Below are 23,147 nucleotides of genomic sequence, written 5' to 3' on the forward strand. Positions count from 1 at the left end.
GTTGTTGTCCAACCGTACCACGGGGTAAGCAGGAGCTCTCCCGGCCCCTTCGCGCCGGGAGGGCTCCTGCCTGCTGTTACTCGTTCTTCGCGGGGTCCTTCGGCGCCTTGGGATCAGCCGGTGCCTTCGGGTCCTGCTTGGCCGGCGGGGCCTTCTGTGCGTCGGCCGCCGCCTGGAGGGCTGCCTGCAGCTTGTCCTGGGCCTTGCCGTACGCCGCCCAGTCCTGCTTGGCGAGCGCCTTCTCGCCCTCCTCGTACGCCGCCTGGGCGTCCGCGATGGCCTTCTGGAGCGCGTCCGAGCCGGTGGCCGGGGGCTTGGTGGGATCACCCTCGTCCGGCGGGGTCTCCGCACCCTTCTCCCCGAAGACGGCGTTGAGCGCCTCCGTCAGGGTGTTCTTGAAGACGGTCTCCTTGCCGTACGACACGGCGACCCTCTTCAGCAGCGGGTACTGGGCGCTGTTGCCCTCCGCGTACACCGGTTCCACGTACAGGAATCCGTCGTTGAGCGGGATCGTCAGCAGGTTGCCGTACTCGATGTTGGAGTTGGCGCCCTTCATGTTGCGGACGAACTCGGCGACGTCGGCGTTGCCGTTCAGTCGGCTCTGCACCTGTTGCGGACCGGGTACGTCACCCGTCACCCTCAGCAGTCTTATCGTGCCGTAGCTCTTGCTCGCGGCATCGGCGTCGACCGCCATGAACCCCCCGAGGTTGGGGCGTCCGTTGGGGGTGAAGCTGGTGGTCAGGGAGAACTTCTGTGCCGTGTCCCCGGGCATTTTCAGGCTCAGGTAGTACGGCGGGACGGCCTTCTTGGAGTCGGTCGTCGGGTCCTCCGGGACCTGCCAGGCGTCGGAGCCCGCGTAGAAGGTCGCGGGGTCCTGCACGTGGTAGCGGGTCAGCAGCTCGCGCTGGACCTTGAACATGTCCTGCGGGTAGCGCAGGTGCGCCATCAGCTGAGCCGGGATCTCGCTCTTGGCCTTGACCGTGTCCGGGAACGCGTTCTTCCAGGTCTTGAGGACCGGGTCCTTCTCGTCCCACTCGTAGAGCTTGACCGAGCCGTCGTAGGCGTCGACGGTCGCCTTCACCGAGTTGCGGATGTAGTTGACCTGGTTCTGCTGGGCGAGCACGGACCGCTGGTTGTTGGTCAGCGAGTCCTGGGTGGTGTCCCCGAGCGTCGTGCGCGACGCGTAGGGGTAGCCGTTGGTGGTGGTGTAGGCGTCGACGATCCACTGGATGCGGTCGCCGATGATCGCCGGGTAGGCGTCGCCGTCGATGGTCAGCCAAGGGGCGACGGCCTCGACACGCTGCTTGGGCGTGCGGTTGTAGAGGATCCGCGAGCCCTCGCCGATGGCGCCGGAGTACAGGATCTGCGGCTCGCTGAAGGAGACGGCGTACGCCGCCCGGTTCAGCGCGTTGGAGAGGTTGACGCCGCTGTTGCCCTTGTACGAGGTGTTCTTGGTGGGTTCACCGTTCTTCTCGTAGTCGAGCTCCTGCTGCGGACCGCCGACGATCGAGTACTGCTCGGTCTTCTCGCCGTAGTAGATCCGCTGCTCGTACTTCGACGCCTTGCCGAGCTCGCCCGTGGACGGCAGGCCGGCCTCGGTGAAGTTCGGGCCGCCCTCGGTGTCCGCGTTGACGGAGGTGCCCTTGGCGGCCACCACACCGTAACCGTGGGTGTAGGTGAAGTGGTCGTTGATCCAGTTGCGCTTGGGGATGCCCTTGAGGTCCAGCTCGCGCAGGCCGATCACGGTGTCCTGGCCGCCGTAGCGGTCGACGTCGAGGGTCTGCGGGAACTGGTAGTACTTCCGCTCCTGCTGGAGCTGGCGGAAGGTGGGCGAGACGACGTTGGGGTCCAGCAGGCGGTAGCTGGCCGCCGTGTCGGCGTCCTTGCGCAGTTGCGCGTTGTCGCCGCCGTCGTTGGTGCCCCGGTAGTCACTTACCTGGGCCTCGTCGATGTCGTACGCCTGCCGCGTCGCATCGATGTTCTTCTGGATGTACGGCGCTTCCTTGGCCTGCTCGTTCGGCTGGACCTGGAACTTCTGCACGATCGCCGGGTAGAGCCCGCCGATCAGGATCGCCGAGAGCACCATCAGGCCGAAGCCGATCACCGGCAGCTGCCAGGTGCGGCGCCAGAGCGTCGCGAAGAACAGCACGGCGCAGATGACCGCGATGCAGAACAGGATCGTCTTCGCCGGGAGGTAGGCGTTGGCGTCGACGTACCTGAGGCCCGTCCAGTTGCCGGTGGCCTTGAAGTCACTGGACTTCACGGCCAGGCCGTACCGGTCGAGCCAGTACGCCACGGCCTTGAGCGCGACGAAGATGCCGAGCAGGACGGACAGGTGGCCCGTCGCCGCGGCGGTGGCGCGCGCACCCGGGCTGGTCAGCCGCAGGCCGCCGTACAGGTAGTGCACCAGGGCGGCCGCGACCAGTGAGATCACCGCGGCGGCGAACCCGAAGCCGAGCAGGAAGCGGTACCAGGGAAGGTCGAACGCGTAGAACGACACGTCGAGGCCGAACTGCGGGTCCTTCTGCCCGAACGGCACCCCGTTGAGGGACAGCAGCCAGGTGCGCCACTGACCGGAAGCGGAGGCTCCGGCGATCAGCCCGACGAGGGCGGTGATCGCGATCAGCACCCACTTCTTGAACGGCGCCAGACCCATCCGGTAGCGGTCGAGGCTCTGCTGCTCCATCGACATCGCGCTGAGCGGCGGCCGGAGCCGGTGCGCCAGCCAGATGTTCACGCCGACGGCGGCGGCCATGAGGAGACCGAAGACGGCGAACAGGCCGATCTTGGTCCAGAGGGTGGTGGTGAATACGGACGAGTACTTGACCGATCGGTACCAGAGCCAGTCCGTCCAGAACCCCGCGAACATGACGAACGCCATGGCCAGCACGGCCAGAACGCCCAAGGTCATGAGCAGGGTCCGGGCGCGCCGGGAGGGCCGGCCCACTCTGATCCGTGGCCCGGTCGGGCCTCCGCCGCGGTCCGGCATCTGGAAAGCCAACGTGCGCACCTCGAAGTTCGCTGTTGTGTTTGCGGTGTTGAGCAGGGTGAAGCGGGGTGAAACAGGGTGTTGCTGGGGTGGAGCCGGGTGGTGCCGGTCCCGAGAATCGCAGGGACCGTACCTATGCAACTTACTGAAGCTTTACTCAGTTCCCGCTTTGGGGGCCGAAGGAGGCAGGATATTCACCATGCCCAACTCCTCCCCCTCAGACCACACCCCTCCGATGCCCGCACCGGGCACTCCGATGGCGGCCAGTCCGCTGACCCGGGCCGTCCTGGAGATCGACGAGTACACCTCGGGTCTCGGCTGGGACAAGCCCGCCCGGCTGTTCGCCCTGGTCGACACGGCCAAGCTGCGCAAGCAGGAGCCGGGGATGGCCTCCCGGCTCGGCATCGACGCGGCGGCCGCCGCCGGTTACACGCCGATCGAGCAGGAGGAGATCCCGCGCGGCAAGCCGCTGGACGAGTTCCTCGGCACCATCGCCTGGCCCGACGGCGTGATCGGCTGCGCGCTGACGGTGGAGCGTCTGATGCTGCCGCCGTCCGCGGAGGCTTCGGTTCCGGAGGGCATGAAGGGCAAGCAGCTCACCAAGTGGGTGGCCGCGCACCCGGACCGGCAGGAAGTGCGGATGACGGTGGCGGTGCTGCGCAGCGGCGGGCGCGAGTCGGCGATCCGGCTGCGTGAGAAGGACTCGCCGAACGAGGTGCTGACGGGGCCGGACCTGGTGCCGGGGCTGGCCGAGGCGCTGGCGGCGACGTTCGAGGCGTGACCCTCGCGGTCGCTGCGAGGCCACTCGCTACGGGGGTCTCGCTACGAGGTGAGGGGAGCGGTCAGCCTGTCGTGCACTTGGGCAGGTTGGCCGTGGCTCCCTTGCGGATGCCGTCCATCGCCTTGATCGCGTCGTCGATGGTGTGGACCTTGACCAGGGTGAGCCCGTCGGGCACGTCGGCGGCGGCGGTGGCGCAGTTCTCGGTGGGGGTGAGGAAGTACTCGGCGCCCGCGTTCCGCGCGCCGACGGTCTTCATCTGGATGCCGCCGATCGGGCCGACCACGCCCTTCTCGTCGATCGTGCCGGTACCGGCGACGAACTTCCCGCCGGTCATATTGCCCGGGGTGAGCTTGTCGACGATGCCGAGCGAGAACATCAGGCCCGCGCTCGGGCCGCCGACATCGGCCAGCTTGATATCGATGGTGAACGGGAAGGTGTGATCGGTCCCCGCCTGGATGCCGACGATCGCACGGCCGTTGTCCCCGGCCTTCTTCGTGGTGACGCTGACCTTCTCGGTGGTCACCGGCTCCTTGTGCGCCTTCTCCGCGGCTTCCGCGTCCTTGGCGGGCACGACGGTGAAGACGACGCTCTCACCGGGCTTGCGCTTGGTGACCAGCTTCGAGACGTCGGCGGGCTCCTTCACCTGCCGGCCGTCGACCTCCTTGATCACGTCGCCCGCGTGCAGTTTGCCCTCCGCCGGGCTGCCCTTGACGACGGTGGCGACGACCACGCGGGTGGCGACCGGGATGTTCAGCGCCTCCAGGGCGGCGACCTTCGCGCTTTCCTGGGACTGGCTGAACTCCTCGGCGTTCTCCTGGGAGGACTGCTCCTCGGTCTTGCCGTCGGGATACAGCGTCTCGTGCGGTACGACGACGCTGTCGTGCCCGATCCAGCCGGCCACCGCCTCGACCAGGTTCATCGAGTAGTCCGCGCCGGTGACCCGGACCGTCGTCATGTTGAGGTTGCCGGTCGTCGGGTACGTCTTGTGGCCGGAAATCTGCAGCACCGGCTCGCCGCCCGCGTCCCCGAGGGTGTTCACCGTCGGGCCCGGGGACATCTCCGAGTAGGGCACTTTGAAGAGGACGCCCGCACAGAGCAGCGCGATGAGAACGAGGGTGGAGGCGAGCATCGTCGCAGTGCGGCGTGGCATGGAACGACAGTACGGGACGGGTCTGTCAGTGCACCGCTGGGGCCGGTCCGTCCGGGGATCGGGGGCTCTGTCGTACGGATCCGGGCCGTTCGGAAAGGGGCCGTCCGGGCCGGGGTCCTCCCGGTGCACTCCGGGAGCCGCGTCAGGCGGCGTCGGAACCGGAGTGCGACTTCTGCATGGCTTCGCGGAACTTCTCGTACCCCGCGAGTTCGGCGACATCGCCGGTGGTGCGATTACGGGCGGCCCAGCTGCCCCATATCGCAGCGCCGACGGCCGCGAAAAGCGGAATCAACAACCAGGCGAGTGACGCCATTCCGACCTCCCGACCCAGTGAGCGGCCGCCTGACAATCCCGAACGATCGCGGCCGGCCGATCAGCAGATTAACCATCGGCTGCTTCAACGCTCGGGCCAGGGGGTCGGTTACGCAAATCGGTGCGGATGGCGGGAGGGGCGTTTACCCGCCCGCCGGGGGCCGGGCCCTAGCAGGCGCCGACCCACTCCTCCGTACCGTCCGAGAACTTCTGGTGCTTCCAGATGGGCACTTCGTGCTTCAGGTCGTCGATCAGCATCCGGCAGGCCTCGAACGCCTCGGCGCGGTGCGGACAGGACACCGCGACCACCACGGCCAGGTCCCCCACCGCGAGGTCGCCGACCCGGTGCACGGCCGCCAGCGCCCGCACGGGGTAGTTCGCGACCACCTTCTCGGCCACCCGGCGCATCTCCGCCTCCGCGCTGGGGTGGCAGGAGTAGCCGAGCGCGTCCACGTCGGCGCCCCCGTCGTGGTTGCGCACGGTGCCCACGAACAGGGCGGTGCCGCCCGCCGCGTCGTCGCCCGCGGCCCGGAACACCTCGTCCAGGGAGAGCGGGGTGTCGCGGATCGCGAGCAGTCGGATGGGATCCTGCGCCGCCTGTTCGCCCGGGTGGGTGGACGGGTCGGCGGTCGCGGGGGTGCTCGGGGTGCCTGCCATGGGTCCCATCGTGCCGTACGGCACTGACAACGCGGAAGCAGAGCTTTCTACCGGCGCGTGGGCGCGGGGTAGGAGCCTCCTACAGGAGCACGGCCGGCAGCGGTGCGTCCGGGCGGTACGTCCGGCGGGAGCACGTCCGCCGACGGTACGTCCGGCAGGCCTTGAGTCCAGAGCGCTGGGCTCAGATGCGCCGCCGTGCCTTGCGTGCCCGGCGTACCAGCGCGGCCGTACCCAGCAGGGCGACCGTCGCGCCCGCGGCTCCGGCAGCGGTCGCGTCCTTGCGGCCCAGGCGGCGGCCCGCGACGGTGTGCCGTCCGGCGACCTCCTCCAGGAGCTGGGCGAGCACCTCCTCGTTGGTCCACTGCGGCCGCCAGCCCGCGTCGTGCAGCCGCGAGACGCTGACCACCCAGGGGTGCATGGTGTACGCGAGATCGCCCGCCGGGGACGGGGTGAGGCCGATGCGGTGCAGTCGGGCGGCGGCGCCGAGCGCGACGGCGGAGGGGAGTTCCATCCGGCGGATGCCGCTCAGCTCCTCGACCTCCTCCTGCTCCAGCCAGCCGTCGCAGCCCACCGCCAGCTCGCCCTCGACCTTTTCCAGGACGGCGTACTCCAGTGCGCTGACCAGGTCCTCGACGTGGCAGAACTGCCAGGTGGGACGGGATCCCGCGGCAACCAGCAGGCGGGGCGACTCGAAGTAGCGGGTCAGCGCCGTATCCGTACCGCCGACGAGGACGGCGGGGCGGACGACGGTGACGTTGAGGCCGGGGTGGGCGCGCGGGGCGCGGCGGCCGAGCCGCTCGACCTCCAGGAGGTCGCCGACGCCGGTGGCCTCGGCGGTGGCGCGCAGCTCGGCGTCCTCGGAGAGCGGGATGTCGTTGTCCGGGAGGGCGCCGTAGACCATGGCGGAGGTGCACAGGACGACCCGGCGCACGCCCGCGGCGGCGGCCGCGGTGAGGACGGTCTGGGTGCCGCGTACGTTGTACGCGGTGCGGGCCGCCGGGTCGGTCTCCAGGTCCAGGTCGAGGGCCAGGTGGACGACGACGTCGGCGCCACGCAGTTTTTCGGCGATCGCGGGGTCGCGGACGTCGAGGATGTGCCACTGCGCCTCGGCGCTCTCGCCGCGCCGCTCGTCGATCGCGACGACCTGCTTGATCTCTTCGGAGGCCGCCAGCCGTGCGGTCAGCAGGGCGCCGACACCGGATGCGGCACCGGTGACCGCGACGACCGGGCCCCGGGTTGCGGGGGTTGAGCGGTTTCGCGTTGCGCGAACCTTCGAATCTGTTGCTCGAACCTTGGGATCTGGGGAACTCACCGGGCGTCTCCAGCGGTTGTCTTCAGTACGTACGCGAGTTGGCGCGTACGGACCAGGTGGCGTCCATCCTGCCGCAGGCCTTGGGTCGGCGGAGCACCGAGACCGGAATCCGGTTGTGGTGTCTACGCTGGGTGGTGATGTCGGGCAGCCGCCGTCGGCACGAGCCGGCGGCCCTACGAGCCGAGGAAACCCGTGAGTGACACCCCATTCGGATTCGGCCTTCCGCCGGAGGAGCCGGAGGACGGCGACGGCAAGAAGAAGGACCCTGCCGGTGGTGGGCAGGGTTCCGGAGACCCCATGAACCCCTTCGGGTTCGGCGGTCTCCCCGGCATGGGCGGCGCCGGGGGTGACAATCCCTTCGCCGCGATGTTCGGTTCGATGAACCCGAACGACCTCGGTGCCGCCTTCCAGCAGCTCGGCCAGATGCTGAGCTACGAGGGCGGTCCGGTGAACTGGGACATGGCCAAGGACATTGCCCGCCAGACCGTCGCGCAAGGCACCTCCGACGGCACCAAGGACGCCAGTGTGAGCCCCGGCGAGCGCTCGGCGGTCGAGGAGGCCGTACGGCTGGCCGACCACTGGCTGGACGGGGTGACCTCGCTGCCGTCCGGTGCGACCACCGCGGTGGCGTGGAGCCGCGCGGAGTGGGTGGAAGCCACCCTTCCGGCGTGGCAGCAGCTGGTGGACCCGGTGGCCGAGCGGGTGGGCGCTGCCATGGGCGACGTACTGCCCGAGGAGATGCAGGCCATGGCGGGCCCGCTGCTCGGGATGATGCGGTCCATGGGCGGTGCGATGTTCGGTCAGCAGATCGGGCAGGCGATCGGTGTGCTGGCGGGCGAGGTGACCGGGTCCACGGACATCGGTCTGCCGCTCGGCCCGGCCGGCAAGGCCGCGCTGCTGCCGCTGAACATCGAGGCGTTCGGCAAGGACCTGGGCGTCGACGCCAATGAGGTACGGCTGTACCTGGCGCTGCGCGAGGCGGCCCACCAGCGGCTCTTCGCCCATGTGCCGTGGCTGCGCTCGCACCTGTTCGGCGCCGTCGAGGGCTATGCGCGCGGGATCACCGTGGACACCTCGAAGCTGGAGGAGGCGGTCGGCGGGCTGGACCCGTCCAACCCCGAGCAGCTTCAGGAGGCTCTCCAGCAGGGCATGTTCCAGCCCGAGGAGACCCCGGCACAGAAGGCCGCGCTGGCCCGTCTGGAGACGGCGCTCGCGCTGGTCGAGGGCTGGGTGGACGCGGTGGTTCACGAGGCCGCGAAGCCCCGGCTGACCTCGGCGGACGCGCTGCGCGAGACGCTGCGCAGGCGGCGTGCGTCGGGTGGCCCCGCGGAGCAGACGTTCGCGACGCTGGTGGGCATGCAGCTGCGTCCGCGCAGGCTGCGGGACGCCGCCCGGCTGTGGGCCTCGCTCACGGACGCGCGGGGCCACGAGGGCCGGGACGGGCTGTGGGAGCACCCGGACATGCTGCCGACCGCTGCCGACCTGGACGACCCGGACGGGTTCGTGCACCGCGAGCAGATGGACTTCTCGGAGCTGGACAAGATGCTCGGCGAGGCCGCGCGGAAGCCGAACCTCAAGAAGGACGACGGCGAGAGCGGTCCGGAGGGGTCTACGGGCTCCGGCGACGGCAAGGACTCCGACGGCAAGGGTGACGGCGACAAGTGACCCTGCACGACGACGCGGTCCTCGTACTCAAGGGGTACGAGGACCAGGACGAGCTGCGCCAGCAGTATCTGGACCACCTCGCCGCGCACCCGGACGGGATGTGGAAGGCGTGTCACGCCGGACACCTCACGGCCAGTGCGCTGGTGGTGGACGGGGAGCGCGGGCGGGTACTGCTGACCCTGCACAAGAAGCTGAAGATGTGGCTCCAGATGGGCGGGCACTGCGAGCAGGGTGACGCCACGGTGGCGGCCGCCGCGCTGCGGGAGGCCACCGAGGAGTCGGGGATTCCCGGGCTGGCGCTGCTGCCGGGCGGTCCGGTGCGGCTGGACCGGCATCCGATTCCGGCGCCGTGCCACTGGCACCTGGACCTTCAGTACGTGGCGCTGGCCCCGGCCGGCGCTGTCGAGGCGATCAGTGACGAGTCGGACGACCTGCGCTGGTTCGGCTACGACGAGGTCGCGGAGGTGGCCGACGAATCGGTCGTACGGCTGGTGGAACGGGCGCGGGCCGCGCTGTAACCGAACGAAGGGGGCAGGCTCCGCGAATCGTGGAGCCCGCCCCCTTCGCCGCGCCTAGTTCCAGGCGTTGTTCTGGTTCTGCCCGTGGGCGCCCTGCTGGCCCACGCCGTACTGGGCTGCCATGCCCTGGCCGATCACCGCGTTCTGCGGCGGCATGACCTCGCTGGGCTGGACCAGCACGATGCCCTGGCCCAGGAAGCTGAGCTCCCAGCCCTCGCCGGTGTTGCCCCGGCGGCGACGTACCCCCGAGGAGTGTGTCTGGGACTGCATCTGCACCCGCAGGGACGCCGACCAGGCGACCACCGCGTCCGCGTCGCAGCTGATGTACTTGTCCGGCGTGACCTGCATCATCAGCGGCTGGCCCGAGGTCATCAGAGCGACCTTGCCGCGGCCGGTGATGTTCATCTGGTACTTGCCGGAGCCTGAGATTCCGTACTGGCTGTCCACGGCGACGACCTCGGTGTGCAGCACCGAGTCGAGCGCCAGGACGTAACTGCTGTCCACGGTGAGGCCGGCCTCCGGGTCGACGTCGACCACGTGGATGTACTGCGCGAGGTTGGCCAGGAAGACGGTGCCCTGCCCGGAGCAGCGCATCAGGTCCAGTCCCTCGCCGGTGTTGGCGCGTGCGCGCTGCTGCTGCTGGGAGACGTACTCGCCGTCGAACTCCATCAGGCCCTGGTAGGCGACCATGCTGCCCTTGCGGGCGAGTACGTCGTCGTGGCCGGTCAGGGCGACCCGCAGGAGCTGGGCGTTCTGCGCGGTGTAGCGCTCGGAGGACTGCTGTTCCGTGTGGCCGAAAAGCGGGCTCTGCATGATTTCCGTATCCCCCTCAGTGCCTGATCCGCAGGCGGTCCGAGCTGTCCTCGCTGGGCTGGACGACGACGATGCCCTCGCCGGAGAACGCCATCTGGTACGCCTCGCCGCTGCCCCGCCCGATCAGCGAGGACGCCTTGAAGCTGCGCTTGCCCTTCACCTTGAGGTTCGGGGACCATGCGACCAGGGCGTCGGGGTCGACGTACGTCTCGTCCTCGCCGCGGCCGCAGTCCACCACGAGCGGGGTGCCGCGCGAGGTGAGCGCGATCCATCCGGTGCCGGAGACCTTGACGTTCCACAGGCCCTGGCCTGCGAACTTGGCCAGTCCCTTGACCCGCTCGACGCCCCACTGGAGGGAGGCGTCAAAGGCGAGGAGGTTGGTGCCGTTGACGGAGAGGGAATCGTTGTTGAGGTTGATCACGACGACATCGGCGCCGTAGTCGGCGAGGTAGAGCAGGCCGTCGCCGGAGCACTTCATGACGGGTGCGCCCTCGCCGGTGATCCAGTGCGAGGCGATCTGGCGGACGGCCGGGGGGTTGGGCTCGTACTGGACGAAGCCTTCGTAGGCGACCATCGAGCCGGTGCGCGCGTAGAGGTCCTGGCCGGTGACCATGGCGACCTTGACCATGGAGCGGCCGTGGTTCTCCATGCGGGCGGCGACGGGTGTCGGGGCGAAGCCCGCGAGTTGCTGATTCATTTCTTCGGGCTCCCTCAGACCTCGTACGGCTGGACGACGATGAAGTTCCCGGGGGCTCCCCGGAATTGGAGGTTCACGGTCTCGCCGCTGTGGCCGGGGAACGCCTGGCGGCGCAGCCTGACCTGGCTGGAGATGATCACCTGGGACGCTGCCGACCAGGCGACGATGGCGTTGCTGTCGGCGAACGTGGTGGGGGTGACCGGCAGGACGACCGGGGTGCCGTGGGTCTTGACGATGATGGTGCCGGTGCCCTGGAACATCATCGTGAAGAGCGCGCCACCGGGGATGCCGTGGCCCTCGATGCGGCGGACCTCGTGCTGGAGGGTCTCGTCGAACGCGAGGACGTTCTCGGCGGAGACGCAGATTCCGTCGCCCTGGAGCTCGATGGGGTGCAGATGGGCGGCGTTCTCCGCGAAGAAGACCTGGCCCTGGCCGGTGCAGCGCATCAACTGCATTTCCTGGCCGGTGGCGTTGCCGACGATACGGCCGGCGAAGCCCGCGCCCTTGTAGCTGAAGTCGACCTTGCCCTGGTACATCACCATGCTGCCCTGGCGGGCGAGGACGGGGGTGCCGTTGTTGCCGAGGTCGACCCGCATGAGCTGGCCGTTCTGCGGGGTCCAGCGCTGACCGGTGGGCAGTTCTCGGTACTTCTGGAGGGCGGACTGGAGGCCGGGGGCGGTGGGTTGGGCGCCGCTCTGGGGCATACCAGGCTGGGGCATACCGGGCTGGGGCATTCCCTGCGGGGGCATGCCGTGCTGGGGCACGCCGGGGGGCTGCTGGCCGTAAGGCGGCTGGCCCTGCTGCGGCATGCCGGGCGGCTGCTGGCCGTAGGGCTGCTGCGGTTGCGGCTGTCCGTATCCGCCGGGGGCGGCCGGGGCGGGGGCCGGAGCTGCCGGGGGGTAGCCGTACTGGCCGCCCTGGCTCTGGCCGGGGGCCTGCGGCGGCAGCTGTCCCGGCTGCCCGAATCCCTGCGGCGGCTGGGGCGCCTGGGGTGCGTGCGGCTGCTGGCCGTACGGCTGCTGGCCCTGCGGGTGGAGCGGCGCGGCGATGGTCTGCGCGGCGTGCACCGGAGGCGCGGCGGGGGCCGGAGCCTGCGGGGCGGACTGCTGGGCCGGGGCGCCGAAGGACGGGGCCGGCTGCGGGGCCGGCTGCGGCGGGCCGGCCTGGGCGGGCGCGCCGAAGCCGGGGGCGGCACCCTGCTGCGGGACCGGGGCGGCGGGCGTCTCCTCCTCGGCGACCTCGCCGCCGAAGTTCTTCAGCAGCGCTTCCAGGCCGCCGTCGAAACCCTGCCCGACGGCGGCGAAGCGCCACACGTCCTTGAGGTAGAAGTCGCCCAGCATCACGGCGCGCTCGGTGGTGAACTCCGAGCCGTTGAAGGAGTACCGGGCGACTTCCTCGCCGCCCGCGACGATCCGGACGTATCCGGGGCCCACCTGCGACATCTGGCCCGCGCCGTCGATCGTGGCGGTGAAGGACAGCTTCTGGATCTGCTGCGGGATGCGGTCGAGGGTGACCCGGAACGACTCCGTGTCACCGGCCTGCGCGCCAAGGAGCTGGATGGACTCCTCGGGCGACTTGGGCTGGTTGAAGAAGATGAAGTAACGGTCGTCGCTCAGCTGCTCGTTCGCGTCGAGTCCGAAGCAGCTGATGTCGAAGGTCAGTCCGGGGCCGCCGATCTGCACACCTACGTACAGATCCGTCCCGGCTGTGAGGTCACTGAGCTTGGCCTTGTGGCCGCGTTGAAAGTCCCTGGCCATACGTAACGACCGTCCCCCGTCCCGAAGTGGATACGTCGCGCCAGGCTAACCGCTAACGCTGACAGTGCGGCAAGCCGGTACACAGTCGGTACAGATCACCGGGCGGTCCCTGTGCGGCACCTGTGGGCCGCCTCCGCGGTGCCGCTCCGACCGGGGGGACGAACGGGGCGCGCGGTACGCGGAGTTACTCGCCGCGGGCCTTGGGCAGGTGCGGGAGGCGGTCGGCGGCGACCACCCCTTCGAGGTAGCCGCGGGCCCGTTCGGTCCGCGGGTAGGCCTCCAGGAGCTTCCAGAACGGGGCGCCGTGACCGGGCACCAGCAGATGGGCCAGCTCGTGCAGGAGGACGTAGTCGATGACGTACTCGGGCATTCCCTGGAGCCGGTGGGAGAGGCGGACGCTGCCCTCGGAGGGAGTGCACGAGCCCCAGCGGGTGTTCTGGTTGGTCACCCAGCGCACCGAGGCGGGGCGGGCGCGACCCTGGAAGTACTGCTCGGAGAGCCGGTCGGCGCGTGCGGTGAGGTCGTCGTCGCCGAGGGTGCGCTTGCTCTCCTGCGCCGCCAGTTTGTCGAGCATCACACTCACCCAGCGCTGCTCCTCGGCCTCCGTCATCCGGGCCGGGATGAGCACGATGGTGCGGTCACCCTCGCGGTAGGCGGAGACGGTACGGCTGCGTCGGGCGCTCCTGCGGACTTCGACGGCGAAGCGGGGGGACGGGTCGGCTGGCACGCCCCGACGTTACCCGCTGTGCCCGGTGGAAGTCCTGTCTCCGTGAGGTTCCGGCCGGAACCGCATCCATGGCCCCGACCGCACTCGTATGACTAATGGCGGGCCCTGTGGACAACTTTCTGCGCGACTGCGCGGGTTTGCGCATGCTGATTTCAGCGGTTCTCAGCGGTTCTCGACGATTCTCAGTGGTTCTCACGAAGGGGGCGGGGCGATGCATCCGAGGGTGAAGCCCGCGCTGCGGCGGGCCTGGCGGGACCGGCAGAGCGTGCAGTTCGGGGTGACGTCGGCGCACGCGGTGCTGGTGGGGCCGGTGGACACGACGACGGGCACCCTGCTGGATCTGCTGGACGGGACGCGCGGCATGGCGTTGCTGCGCAAGGAGGGGACGGCACTGGGGCTGCCGGACGGGCAGGTGGACACCGTGGTCGGGCGGCTCACTGCGGCGGGGCTGATCGACGACGTAAGGGCGGGCGGTCCGGCGGTGGACGCCCTGCTCGAACGGCCCGGGGAGCTGGACCGGCTGCGGCCGGACCTGGCCTCGCTGAGTGTGGTGCATCCGGAGCCGGGTGGCGGGGCGCGGCGGCTCGCGGCCAGGCGGTCCATGCGGGTGCAGGTGCGTGGCGCGGGACGGGTGGGGGCGACGGTCGCCTCGGTGCTGGCCGCTTCGGGGGTGGGCCGGGTCGATGTGCTGGACGGCGGCAGGGTGGAGCCCTGGGACGTGGCGCCGGGCGGGGCGCCGGCCGATGCGGTGGGGATACGACGGGATGCTGCGGCGCGGCAGGCGGTACGGAGGTGGGCGCCGGGGCGGGGGCCTCGGGTGGGCGCGGGGCGTACGGGGTCGGGGGCTGCGGAGTCCGGTGGTGGGGCCGGGGTGGTGGAGGCCGGTGGAAATGGGGAGCCGGGGTTGTCGCTGGTTGTGGTGGTGCCTCGGGACGGGCTGGGGGTGTATGCGCCGGATCCGGTGGCGGCGGAGCCGTGGATGGGGTCCGGAGTTCCGCATCTGTACGCGGGGGTGGTGGAGGCCACGGGGGTGGTGGGGCCGTTGGTGCTGCCGGGTGTGACGGCCTGTTCCGGGTGCGTGGCGCGGGCCCGGGAGGAGCTCGATCCGGGGTGGCGGAGGATGCTCGCCCAGTGGCGCTCGGGGCGGCGGGCGGAGGTGGGGGCCTGTGACGTGGCGTTGGCGACGGCGGTCGCGGGGATGGCGGCCGCGCACGCGCTGGCCTTCCTGGACGGCGAGCTGCCGTCGAGCACGGGAGCCCGTTGGGAGACCGCGCTTCCCCTCCTCCAGTGGCGCCGGATGTCGCTCGGTGCACACCGTGATTGCTGCTGCGGTGCTGGTCGGGAGGCACCTGGGGAGGTGGAAGGGGACGTGGCCGCAGGGGACTTGATTCCGCACGACACAATGGCCGGGTAGGTGCCGTAAGAAGGAGCACTTTTCAGGGTGCGTGCGGTGCGGCTGTCTGGGATTTGGAGGGGCGCATGTCTGATCTTCCCCGGAAGGCGGTAACCCGTACCGCCAAGCTGGCCGCGTTGCCACTGGGCTTCGCCGGCCGGACCGCCTGGGGCCTCGGCAAGCGGATCGGCGGTAAGTCCGCCGAGATCGTCGGCCGGGAGTTGCAACAGCGCACGGCGGAGCAGCTCTTCAAGGTGCTGGGTGAGCTCAAGGGCGGGGCGATGAAGTTCGGGCAGGCACTGTCCGTCTTCGAGTCCGCGTTGCCGGAGGAGATCGCCGGTCCCTACCGGGCGGCGCTGACCAAGCTCCAGGAGGCGGCCCCGCCGATGCCGACCCGCACGGTGCACGGGGTGCTGGTGGAGCGGCTGGGCGAGGACTGGCGGGAGCTCTTCCAGGAGTTCGAGGACAAGCCGTCGGCAGCGGCCTCGATCGGGCAGGTGCACCGGGCGGTGTGGCACGACGGGCGTGCGGTCGCCGTCAAGGTGCAGTACCCGGGGGCCGGTGAGGCACTGCTCTCCGATCTCAATCAACTGGGCCGGTTCGCGCGGCTGTTGGGGCCGCTCATCCCGGGCATGGACATCAAGCCGCTGATCACGGAGCTCCGGGACCGGGTGTCGGAGGAGCTGGACTACGAGCTGGAGGCGCGGGCCCAGCGGGAGCACGCGGCGGAGTTCGCCGGGGACCCGGACGTGGTGGTGCCGGATGTGGTGCACCAGTGCGACCAGGTGCTGGTGACGGAGTGGATGGACGGCATCCCGATGGCCGAGATCATCTCGGAGGGGACGCAGGAGCAGCGGGACCGGGCGGGACAGTTGCTGGCCCGGTTCCTGTTCTCGGGCCCGGCCCGCACCGGGCTGCTGCACGCCGATCCGCACCCGGGGAACTTCCGGCTGCTGCCCGCCGACGAGGACGGCGGGAAGGACTCCGGTGAGAGGCCGTGGCGGTTGGGGGTGCTGGACTTCGGGACCGTGGACCGGCTGCCCGGCGGGCTGCCGCGCACGATCGGGGACGCGCTGCGGCTGGCGATGGAGGGCGACGCGGACGCGGTGTACGAGATGCTCTGCCGCGAGGGGTTCGTGAAGGAGGACATCGAGCTGGACCCGGGGGCGGTGCTGGACTATCTGGTGCCGATCATCGAACCGGTCGTGGTGGAGGAGTTCGCGTTCTCCCGTGGCTGGCTGCGGCAGCAGGCCGGGCGGATAGCTGATGTCCGCTCCCCCGCACATCAGCTGGGCAAGCAGCTCAACCTTCCCCCGGCCTATCTCCTGATCCACCGGGTCACGCTGAGCACCATAGGAGTGCTCTGCCAGCTGGGCGCGACGGTACAGCTGCGCGACGAGCTGGAGGAGTGGCTGCCGGGATTCCTCGCCGAGGAGGAGGCGGAGGCCGCCGAGGCGGAGCCGCGGCGGTCCCGGGCGGAATGACCGCGGGCTTTCCGCCCCGCCGGAACGCCCGTGGGGGCCGGTCCTGATGGACCGGCCCCCACGGAGCTGGGTGTACTTCGACGGCTTCGGCCGTCTACTGCATGACTGCCATGGCCAGGGCGCGGCGGGCGCGGAGCGATACGCGCTCCGCCTTCCGCTGCATCCGCCGGGCGGAGACCAGGCGCACGGCCTGGCGTTCCGCCTCGGCTTCGTACCTGCGCTCTTGCATATGAGCACGAGCCATGGCTTCTGGGATGAGTTGCATTTCGCGGGTCCTGTTCTGACGCGAGGCGTTCGCGCCGATGGTGCTGACGGTGGAGGTTGCGGAGCCGGACGGCTCGTAAGCGGTGGGGTTCATCGGGTCCTGCTTCTGGGGATCGTGCGTATGCGGTCGGTCGATGGGTCCTGTGCCGGTGATGTTCATGCCGCGACCGGGTTCTTGCGCGGACGGCCACGCGGACGCTTGCGGGCGACGACGACGCCCTGGACGAAGAGCTCGCCACCCCAGACGCCCCAGGGCTCGCGGCGCTCCTTGGCGCCGGCGAGGCAGGCCTCGACCAGCGGGCAGGTGCGGCAGAGCGACTTGGCGTACTCGACATCAGCCGGGGACTCGGCGAAGAAGACCTCCGGGTCGTACGAACGGCAGGGGACGGGCACGCCGAGGTTCTCGATGGCGTCGTCGAGCGCGGTGAGCGCGGTGAGGGGGGTCAAGGTGGTGTCCTCCGTGGAACCGGGCGGCGAAAGCGGGTGGGAAGGCGGTACGGACGGGGCGTGCGTGTCGACTGGCACGGTCACGGTGGTGGATTCCTCGTCTGTTCGTTCCGGCCGGTGGGCCGGTTGGTGGTTGCTGCCGGGTGGTGCTTGGTCCCGAGGCCCCTTCGCTCCGTCGTTCCCGTTCGGGAAAAACAGAAGGGCCGCGGATCCCTGGTGGGGTTCCGCGGCCCTGGAAGGTGCCGGTCTGATCGTCGATCAGACTGGATCGCTCCAGGGTTCGAGCCCACGGAAGGCCCACATCTTGTTCTGGTGGTGCTGCTGCGTCGTCTGCGTCTTCGATCCGGCACCGGTCGCCGCAAACGCATAGGCCTTCGCCTGTGCCTTCGCTACTGCTGCTTCCGGTGCCTCGGTCGGTCGCTCATTGCGCTCCCGGACGGGGAGGTTCGCCAGGGACGCGGGGCTGATGGCAGTGAGACCGGACAGACCGGTGCCACGCAGCGAAGCGGCGGAGGCGGCGACAAGGAGCGAAGAGCCGAGAGTGCAGGCGGCGGAGACCGAGTGATCGGTCACTTTGGTGAAGGTGATGAAGCTGGTCACTGGAATCGCCTCCTCTCGGCGTCTAAGGGGTCCCGGCCGAAGCCCGGACACGCGTATTCGGATAAGTACAGCACGAAGACAGGGCCTCAGAGAAGAGCCGCTGTTCCCGTGGTTAAGAACCTATGGGGCCTTGCGGGAGAAGCGCAAACTATTTTTTCGACGAGTTTTTCTCGATCCACATCGGCGCCGGCCGGGTGCTCGCCCCGCTACTCCCCCGGCTCCTCCCCCAGCTCCTGGCCTGCACAGAGGGCCAGCACCTCGGTCCCGTAGAGCCTGGTCTTGCGGACTCCGACGCCGGCGATCATGGCCAGGCGGCCCTCGTCCTCCGGCTGCGCCTCGGCGATCGCCATCAGCGTCTTGTCGGTGAAGACGCAGTATCCCGGCAGCCCCACCTTGCCCGCCTGCCGCTCGCGCCAGTCGCTCAGCCGCTCGTACAGGCCTTCGTCCATGTCGGACGGGCAGTCCTCGCAGCGCATGAGTTTCATCTCGCCGCCGTCGATGAGTGTCTTGCCGCACACCCGGCAACGGATCGGCCCGCGGAAGGTGCGCTTCTTGGCGGCGGGGGCGGCCTCGCCGGCTCCCGGACCGGTGCCGGACGCCGCCGAACGGGAGCCCTGGCCGCCGGAGCCGGGGCGCAGGCCCCTGAGGAAGCGGCTGGGGTTCCGGGAGGCGCGGCCGCCGGGCGAGCGGGCCAGCGCCCAGGACAGGCTGAGGTGGACGCGGGCCCGGGTGACGCCGACGTACAGCAGCCGGCGTTCCTCCTCCAACTGCTCCTCGGTCTTGGCGTAGGTGATCGGCATCATGCCCTCGGTGAGGCCGACCAGGAACACGGCGTCCCACTCCAGGCCCTTGGCCGCGTGCAGGGAGGCGAGCGTGACGCCCTGCACGGTGGGGGCGTGCTGGGCGGCGTCCCGCTCCATCAGTTCGGTGAGGAGGCCGTCGAGGGTGGCGCCGGGATGGGCCTTGGCGAAGTCCTCGGCGAGGCGGGCCAGGGCGGTGAGGGATTCCCACCGGTCGCGGACCGCGCCGGAGCCCGCGGGCGGTGTCGGTTTCCAGCCATTGCCGCTGAGTACGGCCCGGACCTGGGCGGGCAGGCCCTCGACGCCGTCGAGCAGGGCGTCGTTGCGGCCGAAGCGGGCCGCGCTGCGCAGTCGGCTGATCGCCTCGCGCACCTCGGGCCGCTCGAAGAACCGCTCGGCGCCGCGCAGCTGGTAGGGCACCCCGGCGTCGGCGAGCGCCTGCTCGTACACCTCGGACTGGGCGTTGATCCGGTAGAGCACGGCGATCTCCCCGGCCGGGACGCCCGCGGCGATCAGGTCGCGGATGCGGCGGGCGGTGCCCTCGGCCTCGGCGGGCTCGTCCCCGTACTCGCGGAAGACGGGGGCGGGGCCCGGCTCGCGCTGGGAGATCAGCTCCAGGCGGTGTTCGGCGGCGCGGCCGGTGGCCGGGGCCAGCACGCCGTTGGCCAGGTGGACGACCTGGGGGGTGGAGCGGTAGTCGCGGATCAGCTTGACGACGGTCGCGTCCGGGTGGCGGGTGCGGAAGTTGAGGAGGTGATCGGGGGTCGCGCCGGTGAACGAGTAGATGGTCTGGTTGGCGTCGCCGACCACGCAGAGGCTGTCGCGGTCGCCGACCCACAGGTCGAGCAGCCGCTGCTGGAGCGGGCTGACGTCCTGGTACTCATCGACGACGAAGTGCTGGTACTGGCGGCGGAACTCGTCCGCGATCAGGTGCTGGTCCTGGAGGATGCCGACGGTGAGCAGCAGGACGTCCTCGAAGTCGATGACCGAGCGCTGGCCCTTGAGCTGCTCGTACTTCGCATAGATCTGGCTGATTTCCGATGCGGCGCGGGGGGCCTCGCGGTGCGCCTTGGCGATCTCGGCGGCGTAGTCGTCGGGGACGATCTGGGTGACCTTGGCCCATTCGATCTCGGCGGTGACATCGCGCAGCTCGCCGCGGTCGAGGCGGATGCCGATGTGCCCGGCGGCCTCGTTGACCAGCTGCACCTTGCGTTCGATCAGACGGGGCAGGTCACCGCCGACGGCCTTGGGCCAGAAGTAGCGGAGCTGGCGCAGGGCGGCGGCGTGGAAGGTGCGGACCTGGACGCCGCCCGCGCCGAGCTGGCGGAGGCGGCCGCGCATCTCGCCGGCGGCGCGGGTGGTGAAGGTCACGGCGAGCAGGCTGTTCGCCTCGAAGGTGCCGAGCCGCACTCCATAGGCGATCCGGTGGGTGATCGCGCGGGTCTTTCCCGTACCGGCTCCGGCGAGGACGCACACCGGGCCGTGCAGGGCGGTGGCGACCTCGCGCTGTTCGGGGTCGAGCCCGTCGAGCACCGCTTCGGCCGTCTCCGGTACCTGCGGGAAAAGGGAGGAGTGCGTTGCTGCTGTCACCCTGCCATGCTGCCAGGTCTGCCGGGACTGCTGCGGCGGTTGTCCACAGGGGTCAGGCAGTCGTCGTACTAATGCGGGAATGGTGACGGGGTCGGTTACGTTCGAGTCACTGGGAAGTACGGGACGCGTGCGCAGACGTACGGGAACCGACTGGCCAAACCCCAGCCAAGCAGAGGAGCAAGAGGGACATGTCGGGCACCGTAACGATGTACAGCACCACCTGGTGCGGCTACTGCCGCCGCCTGAAGGGCCAGATGGACCGCGAGGGCATCGCGTACAACGAGGTCAACATCGAGCACGACGCCGATTCGGCCGCGTTCGTGGAGAAGGCCAACGGTGGCAACCAGACCGTCCCGACGCTGCTCGTGGTGTCCGAGGCGGGCACCGAGTCGGTCATGACGAACCCCTCGCTCGCGCAGGTCAAGCAGGCGCTGGCCGCGGCCTGACCAGGCAAGTGAAGTGAGCGAAAGAACCGCCGCCCCGGCGAAACGGGCGGCGGTTCTTCGCGTGCGGGTGCCTTTGCGTGCGGGGCTCTCGGCCTGCGGGGCTCCTTGCCTGCGGGCCTTTGCATGCGGGCCTTTGCCTGCGGGCCTCGGCCTGCGCGGGTCGCGGCTGCGCGGACGTACCCGAGAAGGCGGTCAGGCCGCGCGGACCGGCTTCGGCAGCGGCTTGCCGTACCAGAGCTCGATCAGGCGGGCCGCGATGGAGATGCCGAACGGCGGCAGGATCTCGCCGGAGGCGAAGGCGGCGGTGAGGTCGTCACGGGAGAACCAGCGGGCCTCCTCGATCTCCTCGCCGTCGACATTGATCTCGTAGCTGGTGGCGCGGGCCATGAAGCCGAGCATCAGGCTGGAGGGGAAGGGCCACGGCTGACTGGCGATGTACTCGACGTCGCCGACCGTGACGCCCGCTTCCTCGAAGACCTCGCGGGCCACCGACTGCTCGATGGACTCGCCCGGCTCGACGAAACCGGCCAGGGTCGAGAAGCGGCCTTCGGGCCAGTGCACCTGCCGGCCGAGGAGCGCGCGGTCCTGGTCGTCCGTGACCAGCATGATGACGGCGGGGTCGGTGCGCGGGTAGTGCTCGGCGCCGCAGGCCTGGCAGCGGCGGATGTGTCCCGCTGCGGCGATGACGGTGCGTTCGCCGCAGCGGGAGCAGAAGCGGTGCAGGCGCTGCCAGTTTTCGAGGGCGACCGCGTGGACCATCAGGCCCGCGTCACGGGGGGAGAGCAGCAGGCCCGCCTCGCGCAGCCCGGCGGCACGCGCGGACTGGTCCATGCGGCCTGGCAGGGAGTCCTTCTGCAGCGCGAAGTAGCTGACGCCCTCCTCGTCCGTGCCCAGGAAGTAGCGGTGGGTCTCGGTGAGGGGGGCCTCGAAGGCCGGGGTCATCACGAGTGCGGTGCGGCCGTCGGCGGTGTCGTCGATCAGCGCCTGGCCGCCGGAGACCACGAAGACGCGGGTGGAGGGGTGGCTCCAGGCGGCGGCCAGCCAGGCCTCGTCCATGCGGTGGTGGGCGGCGCGGTCGATGCCACTGGCGGCGGCGAGGGCGAGGGGGCGGTCCGGGGCGTGGACGCCGGGGTCACCGCTGGTTCTGCCGGTGCTGCTGTTGTTGGTGCTGTCGGCGTCGCCGGTGTTGTTCGTGCTGTCGGCGTTGTTCGTGTTGTTGGTGCCGTCGGTGGCGGCGGTACTGGTGCTGGTGCTCACAGGTGCTTCCAACTCCCCCGGGTGGATCGGGTTTCTGATCTGCTCAGCGGTGGTTCGGTGCGGGCTGCTGCTCGGCTGCGTGGCGCTTCTCAACCCTTGCCCTGCGCGGCGAGGTCGCCCCACAGGTAGGCGGTGGTCTCGACGCCCTTGAGGAGCAGGTCCAGCTCGACCTTCTCGTTGGGCGCGTGCCAGCCGTCGGACGGGACGGAGATGCCCAGGAAGAGGACGGGTGCGTCGAGTACGTCCTGGAGGTCGGCGGCCGGTCCCGATCCGCCCTCGCGGGTGAAGCGGATCTGCCGGCCGAAGGCCCGGCCCATGGCCCGTACGACGGACTGGAGGGCGGGGTGGTCGAGCGGGGTCAGGCAGGGGCGGGTGGCCGCGCCGAAGACGATCTCGTGGCGGATGCCGGCCGGGACGCGGGCCGCGATCCACTCCCGTACCGCCTGCTCGATCTTGTCCGGGTCCTGGCCCGCGACCAGCCGGAAGGAGAGCTTCAGCTCGGCCGACGACGGGACGATGGTCTTGCCGCCGGGGCCCTGGTAGCCGCCGCCGATGCCGTTGACCTCGGCGGTCGGGCGGGCCCAGATGCGCTCCAGGGTGGAGTACCCGGCTTCGCCGTGGGTGGCGTACGACTTGGCCGTGCGCAGCCACTTCTCCTCGTCGAAGGGCAGCTCGGCGAAGAGTTCGCGCTCGCGGTCGGTGAGCGGGGCGATGCCGTCGTAGAAGCCGGGGACGGTGATGTGGCCGTCCTCGTCGTGCAGGGCGGCGACCACCCGGGCTGCGACGGTGGCGGGGTTGGGAACCGCGCCGCCGAAGGAGCCGGAGTGGATGTCCTGGTCGGGGCCGCGGAAGGTGATCTCGCAGTCGGCGACGCCGCGCATGCCGGTGCAGACGGTCGGGGTGTCCTCGGACCACATGCCGGTGTCGGAGACGATCACCGCGTCGGCGGCGAGGCGCTCCCGCTGCTGCTCGACGAGGGCGCGGAAGTGCGGGGAGCCGGACTCCTCCTCGCCCTCGATCAGCAGCTTGAGGTTGACGGCGGGGGCGGTGCGGCCGGTCGCGGCGAGGTGCGCGCGGACGCCCAGGGTGTGGAAGAACACCTGGCCCTTGTCGTCGGCGGCGCCCCGTGCGTACATCCGGCCGTCGAGGACGACCGGCTCGAACGGCTCGGTGTGCCAGCCGTCCTCGCGGGCGGCGGGCTGTACGTCGTGGTGCCCGTAGACCAGCACGGTCGGGGCGTCGGTGTCCCCGGAGGTCCACTCGGCGAAGACCGCCGGAGCACCGTTCGTGGGCCAGATCTCGGCGACCGGGAAGCCGGTCTCCTTGAGCTTCGCGGCCAGCCACTCGGCACTGCGCCGTACGTCCTCGGCGTGCTCGGGCTGGGCCGAGACGGAGGGGATGCGCAGCCACTCCGCGAGGTCCGCCAGGAAGGCGTCGCGGTGCTGGTCGATGTACGTACGGACGGCGCTGTCCGGGGTGTCGCTCATG

21 protein-coding genes are annotated in these 23,147 nt (G+C 70.4%); 6 read left to right on the top strand and 15 right to left on the bottom strand.

Annotated elements, in window-relative coordinates; all coding sequences use genetic code 11:
- Positions 1 to 76: 76 nt before the first annotated feature.
- Positions 77 to 2,989: a UPF0182 family protein gene (locus tag ACIA73_RS05815; RefSeq protein ID WP_399437461.1), complete on the bottom strand. Its 2,913-nt coding sequence runs from the start codon at positions 2,987 to 2,989 to the stop codon at positions 77 to 79.
- Between the two features lie 199 nt (positions 2,990 to 3,188).
- Here ACIA73_RS05815 and ACIA73_RS05820 point away from each other — a divergent pair, with 199 nt between their 5' ends.
- Positions 3,189 to 3,770 (top strand): PPA1309 family protein, encoded by a 582-nt coding sequence (locus ACIA73_RS05820; protein ID WP_399437031.1) that lies wholly within the window; start codon positions 3,189 to 3,191, stop codon positions 3,768 to 3,770.
- A gap of 61 nt (positions 3,771 to 3,831) precedes the next feature.
- Here ACIA73_RS05820 and ACIA73_RS05825 read toward each other — a convergent pair whose 3' ends face one another.
- The 4 genes from ACIA73_RS05825 to ACIA73_RS05840 form a co-directional block, all read right to left on the bottom strand.
- Positions 3,832 to 4,920 carry a PDZ domain-containing protein gene (locus ACIA73_RS05825; RefSeq protein ID WP_399437032.1) on the bottom strand — a complete coding sequence of 363 codons (1,089 nt, stop codon included), beginning with the start codon at positions 4,918 to 4,920 and terminating at the stop codon, positions 3,832 to 3,834.
- A 142-nt stretch (positions 4,921 to 5,062) separates the two neighbouring features.
- On the bottom strand, positions 5,063 to 5,233 hold the full coding sequence (locus tag ACIA73_RS05830) for a hypothetical protein (RefSeq protein WP_399437033.1): 171 nt from the start codon (positions 5,231 to 5,233) through the stop codon (positions 5,063 to 5,065).
- A gap of 167 nt (positions 5,234 to 5,400) precedes the next feature.
- Positions 5,401 to 5,889: a molybdenum cofactor biosynthesis protein MoaE gene (locus ACIA73_RS05835; RefSeq protein ID WP_399437034.1), complete on the bottom strand. Its 489-nt coding sequence runs from the start codon at positions 5,887 to 5,889 to the stop codon at positions 5,401 to 5,403.
- Positions 5,890 to 6,070: 181 nt separating this feature from the next.
- Positions 6,071 to 7,201, bottom strand: a complete 1,131-nt coding sequence (locus tag ACIA73_RS05840) for an SDR family oxidoreductase (protein WP_399437035.1) — start codon at positions 7,199 to 7,201, stop codon at positions 6,071 to 6,073.
- Between the two features lie 192 nt (positions 7,202 to 7,393).
- On the opposite strand from ACIA73_RS05840, the gene ACIA73_RS05845 reads away from it, so the two are divergent.
- Both ACIA73_RS05845 and ACIA73_RS05850 read left to right on the top strand, forming a co-directional pair.
- Positions 7,394 to 8,866: a zinc-dependent metalloprotease gene (locus ACIA73_RS05845; protein ID WP_399437036.1), complete on the top strand. Its 1,473-nt coding sequence runs from the start codon at positions 7,394 to 7,396 to the stop codon at positions 8,864 to 8,866.
- Complete coding sequence (locus ACIA73_RS05850; protein ID WP_399437037.1) at positions 8,863 to 9,384, top strand: NUDIX hydrolase; 522 nt, start codon at positions 8,863 to 8,865, stop codon at positions 9,382 to 9,384. The genes ACIA73_RS05845 and ACIA73_RS05850 overlap by 4 nt, the downstream gene beginning before the upstream one ends.
- Positions 9,385 to 9,438: 54 nt before the next feature.
- On the opposite strand, the gene ACIA73_RS05855 is transcribed toward ACIA73_RS05850, so the two are convergent.
- The 4 genes from ACIA73_RS05855 to ACIA73_RS05870 form a co-directional block, all read right to left on the bottom strand.
- Positions 9,439 to 10,197 carry an AIM24 family protein gene (locus ACIA73_RS05855; protein WP_399437038.1) on the bottom strand — a complete coding sequence of 253 codons (759 nt, stop codon included), beginning with the start codon at positions 10,195 to 10,197 and terminating at the stop codon, positions 9,439 to 9,441.
- 16 nt (positions 10,198 to 10,213) lie between these two features.
- Entirely contained in the window at positions 10,214 to 10,894 is a 681-nt protein-coding gene (locus ACIA73_RS05860) for an AIM24 family protein (protein ID WP_399437039.1), read from the bottom strand.
- A 14-nt stretch (positions 10,895 to 10,908) separates the two neighbouring features.
- Positions 10,909 to 12,651 carry a TerD family protein gene (locus ACIA73_RS05865; protein WP_399437040.1) on the bottom strand — a complete coding sequence of 581 codons (1,743 nt, stop codon included), beginning with the start codon at positions 12,649 to 12,651 and terminating at the stop codon, positions 10,909 to 10,911.
- Between the two features lie 184 nt (positions 12,652 to 12,835).
- On the bottom strand, positions 12,836 to 13,378 hold the full coding sequence (locus ACIA73_RS05870; RefSeq protein WP_399437041.1) for a M48 family metallopeptidase: 543 nt from the start codon (positions 13,376 to 13,378) through the stop codon (positions 12,836 to 12,838).
- 211 nt (positions 13,379 to 13,589) lie between these two features.
- On the opposite strand from ACIA73_RS05870, the gene ACIA73_RS05875 reads away from it, so the two are divergent.
- Both ACIA73_RS05875 and ACIA73_RS05880 read left to right on the top strand, forming a co-directional pair.
- On the top strand, positions 13,590 to 14,792 hold the full coding sequence (locus ACIA73_RS05875) for a ThiF family adenylyltransferase (protein WP_399437042.1): 1,203 nt from the start codon (positions 13,590 to 13,592) through the stop codon (positions 14,790 to 14,792).
- A gap of 65 nt (positions 14,793 to 14,857) precedes the next feature.
- Positions 14,858 to 16,255 (top strand): ABC1 kinase family protein, encoded by a 1,398-nt coding sequence (locus ACIA73_RS05880; RefSeq protein ID WP_399437043.1) that lies wholly within the window; start codon positions 14,858 to 14,860, stop codon positions 16,253 to 16,255.
- A 94-nt stretch (positions 16,256 to 16,349) separates the two neighbouring features.
- Here ACIA73_RS05880 and ACIA73_RS05885 read toward each other — a convergent pair whose 3' ends face one another.
- The 4 genes from ACIA73_RS05885 to ACIA73_RS05900 form a co-directional block, all read right to left on the bottom strand.
- A complete protein-coding gene (locus ACIA73_RS05885) occupies positions 16,350 to 16,679 on the bottom strand; it encodes a hypothetical protein (protein WP_399437044.1) in 330 nt (109 codons plus the stop codon).
- A complete protein-coding gene (locus ACIA73_RS05890; protein WP_399437462.1) occupies positions 16,676 to 17,044 on the bottom strand; it encodes a WhiB family transcriptional regulator in 369 nt (122 codons plus the stop codon). Before ACIA73_RS05890 ends, ACIA73_RS05885 begins: the two co-directional genes overlap by 4 nt.
- Before the next feature lie 180 nt (positions 17,045 to 17,224).
- The gene (locus ACIA73_RS05895; RefSeq protein WP_399437045.1) at positions 17,225 to 17,566 is read right to left on the bottom strand and encodes a hypothetical protein; all 342 of its coding nucleotides are present in this window, start codon (positions 17,564 to 17,566) and stop codon (positions 17,225 to 17,227) included.
- A gap of 206 nt (positions 17,567 to 17,772) precedes the next feature.
- On the bottom strand, positions 17,773 to 20,016 hold the full coding sequence (locus ACIA73_RS05900) for an ATP-dependent DNA helicase UvrD2 (protein WP_399437463.1): 2,244 nt from the start codon (positions 20,014 to 20,016) through the stop codon (positions 17,773 to 17,775).
- 128 nt (positions 20,017 to 20,144) lie between these two features.
- Here ACIA73_RS05900 and ACIA73_RS05905 point away from each other — a divergent pair, with 128 nt between their 5' ends.
- A complete protein-coding gene (locus tag ACIA73_RS05905) occupies positions 20,145 to 20,402 on the top strand; it encodes a glutaredoxin domain-containing protein (protein ID WP_399437046.1) in 258 nt (85 codons plus the stop codon).
- Between the two features lie 192 nt (positions 20,403 to 20,594).
- On the opposite strand, the gene nudC is transcribed toward ACIA73_RS05905, so the two are convergent.
- Positions 20,595 to 21,482, bottom strand: a complete 888-nt coding sequence (gene nudC / locus ACIA73_RS05910; RefSeq protein WP_399437464.1) for an NAD(+) diphosphatase — start codon at positions 21,480 to 21,482, stop codon at positions 20,595 to 20,597.
- A gap of 266 nt (positions 21,483 to 21,748) precedes the next feature.
- Positions 21,749 to 23,146: a dipeptidase gene (locus tag ACIA73_RS05915; RefSeq protein WP_399437047.1), complete on the bottom strand. Its 1,398-nt coding sequence runs from the start codon at positions 23,144 to 23,146 to the stop codon at positions 21,749 to 21,751.
- Between the last annotated feature and the right edge of the window lies 1 nt (position 23,147).

Source organism: Streptomyces sp. NPDC051561 (assembly GCF_044454195.1).
GTDB lineage: Bacteria > Actinomycetota > Actinomycetes > Streptomycetales > Streptomycetaceae > Streptomyces.

Excerpts from the sequence above, each read along its gene's own strand:
- ACIA73_RS05815 (WP_399437461.1), bottom strand. The coding sequence starts at position 2,989 with ATGCCGGACCGCGGCGGAGGCCCGACCGGGCCACGGATCAGAGTGGGC.
- ACIA73_RS05820 (WP_399437031.1), top strand. The coding sequence starts at position 3,189 with ATGCCCAACTCCTCCCCCTCAGACCACACCCCTCCGATGCCCGCACCG.
- ACIA73_RS05825 (WP_399437032.1), bottom strand. The coding sequence starts at position 4,920 with ATGCCACGCCGCACTGCGACGATGCTCGCCTCCACCCTCGTTCTCATC.
- ACIA73_RS05830 (WP_399437033.1), bottom strand. The coding sequence starts at position 5,233 with ATGGCGTCACTCGCCTGGTTGTTGATTCCGCTTTTCGCGGCCGTCGGC.
- ACIA73_RS05835 (WP_399437034.1), bottom strand. The coding sequence starts at position 5,889 with ATGGCAGGCACCCCGAGCACCCCCGCGACCGCCGACCCGTCCACCCAC.
- ACIA73_RS05855 (WP_399437038.1), bottom strand. The coding sequence starts at position 10,197 with ATGCAGAGCCCGCTTTTCGGCCACACGGAACAGCAGTCCTCCGAGCGC.
- ACIA73_RS05860 (WP_399437039.1), bottom strand. The coding sequence starts at position 10,894 with ATGAATCAGCAACTCGCGGGCTTCGCCCCGACACCCGTCGCCGCCCGC.
- ACIA73_RS05865 (WP_399437040.1), bottom strand. The coding sequence starts at position 12,651 with ATGGCCAGGGACTTTCAACGCGGCCACAAGGCCAAGCTCAGTGACCTC.
- ACIA73_RS05875 (WP_399437042.1), top strand. The coding sequence starts at position 13,590 with ATGCATCCGAGGGTGAAGCCCGCGCTGCGGCGGGCCTGGCGGGACCGG.
- ACIA73_RS05880 (WP_399437043.1), top strand. The coding sequence starts at position 14,858 with ATGTCTGATCTTCCCCGGAAGGCGGTAACCCGTACCGCCAAGCTGGCC.
- ACIA73_RS05885 (WP_399437044.1), bottom strand. The coding sequence starts at position 16,679 with ATGAACATCACCGGCACAGGACCCATCGACCGACCGCATACGCACGAT.
- ACIA73_RS05905 (WP_399437046.1), top strand. The coding sequence starts at position 20,145 with ATGTCGGGCACCGTAACGATGTACAGCACCACCTGGTGCGGCTACTGC.
- ACIA73_RS05915 (WP_399437047.1), bottom strand. The coding sequence starts at position 23,146 with ATGAGCGACACCCCGGACAGCGCCGTCCGTACGTACATCGACCAGCAC.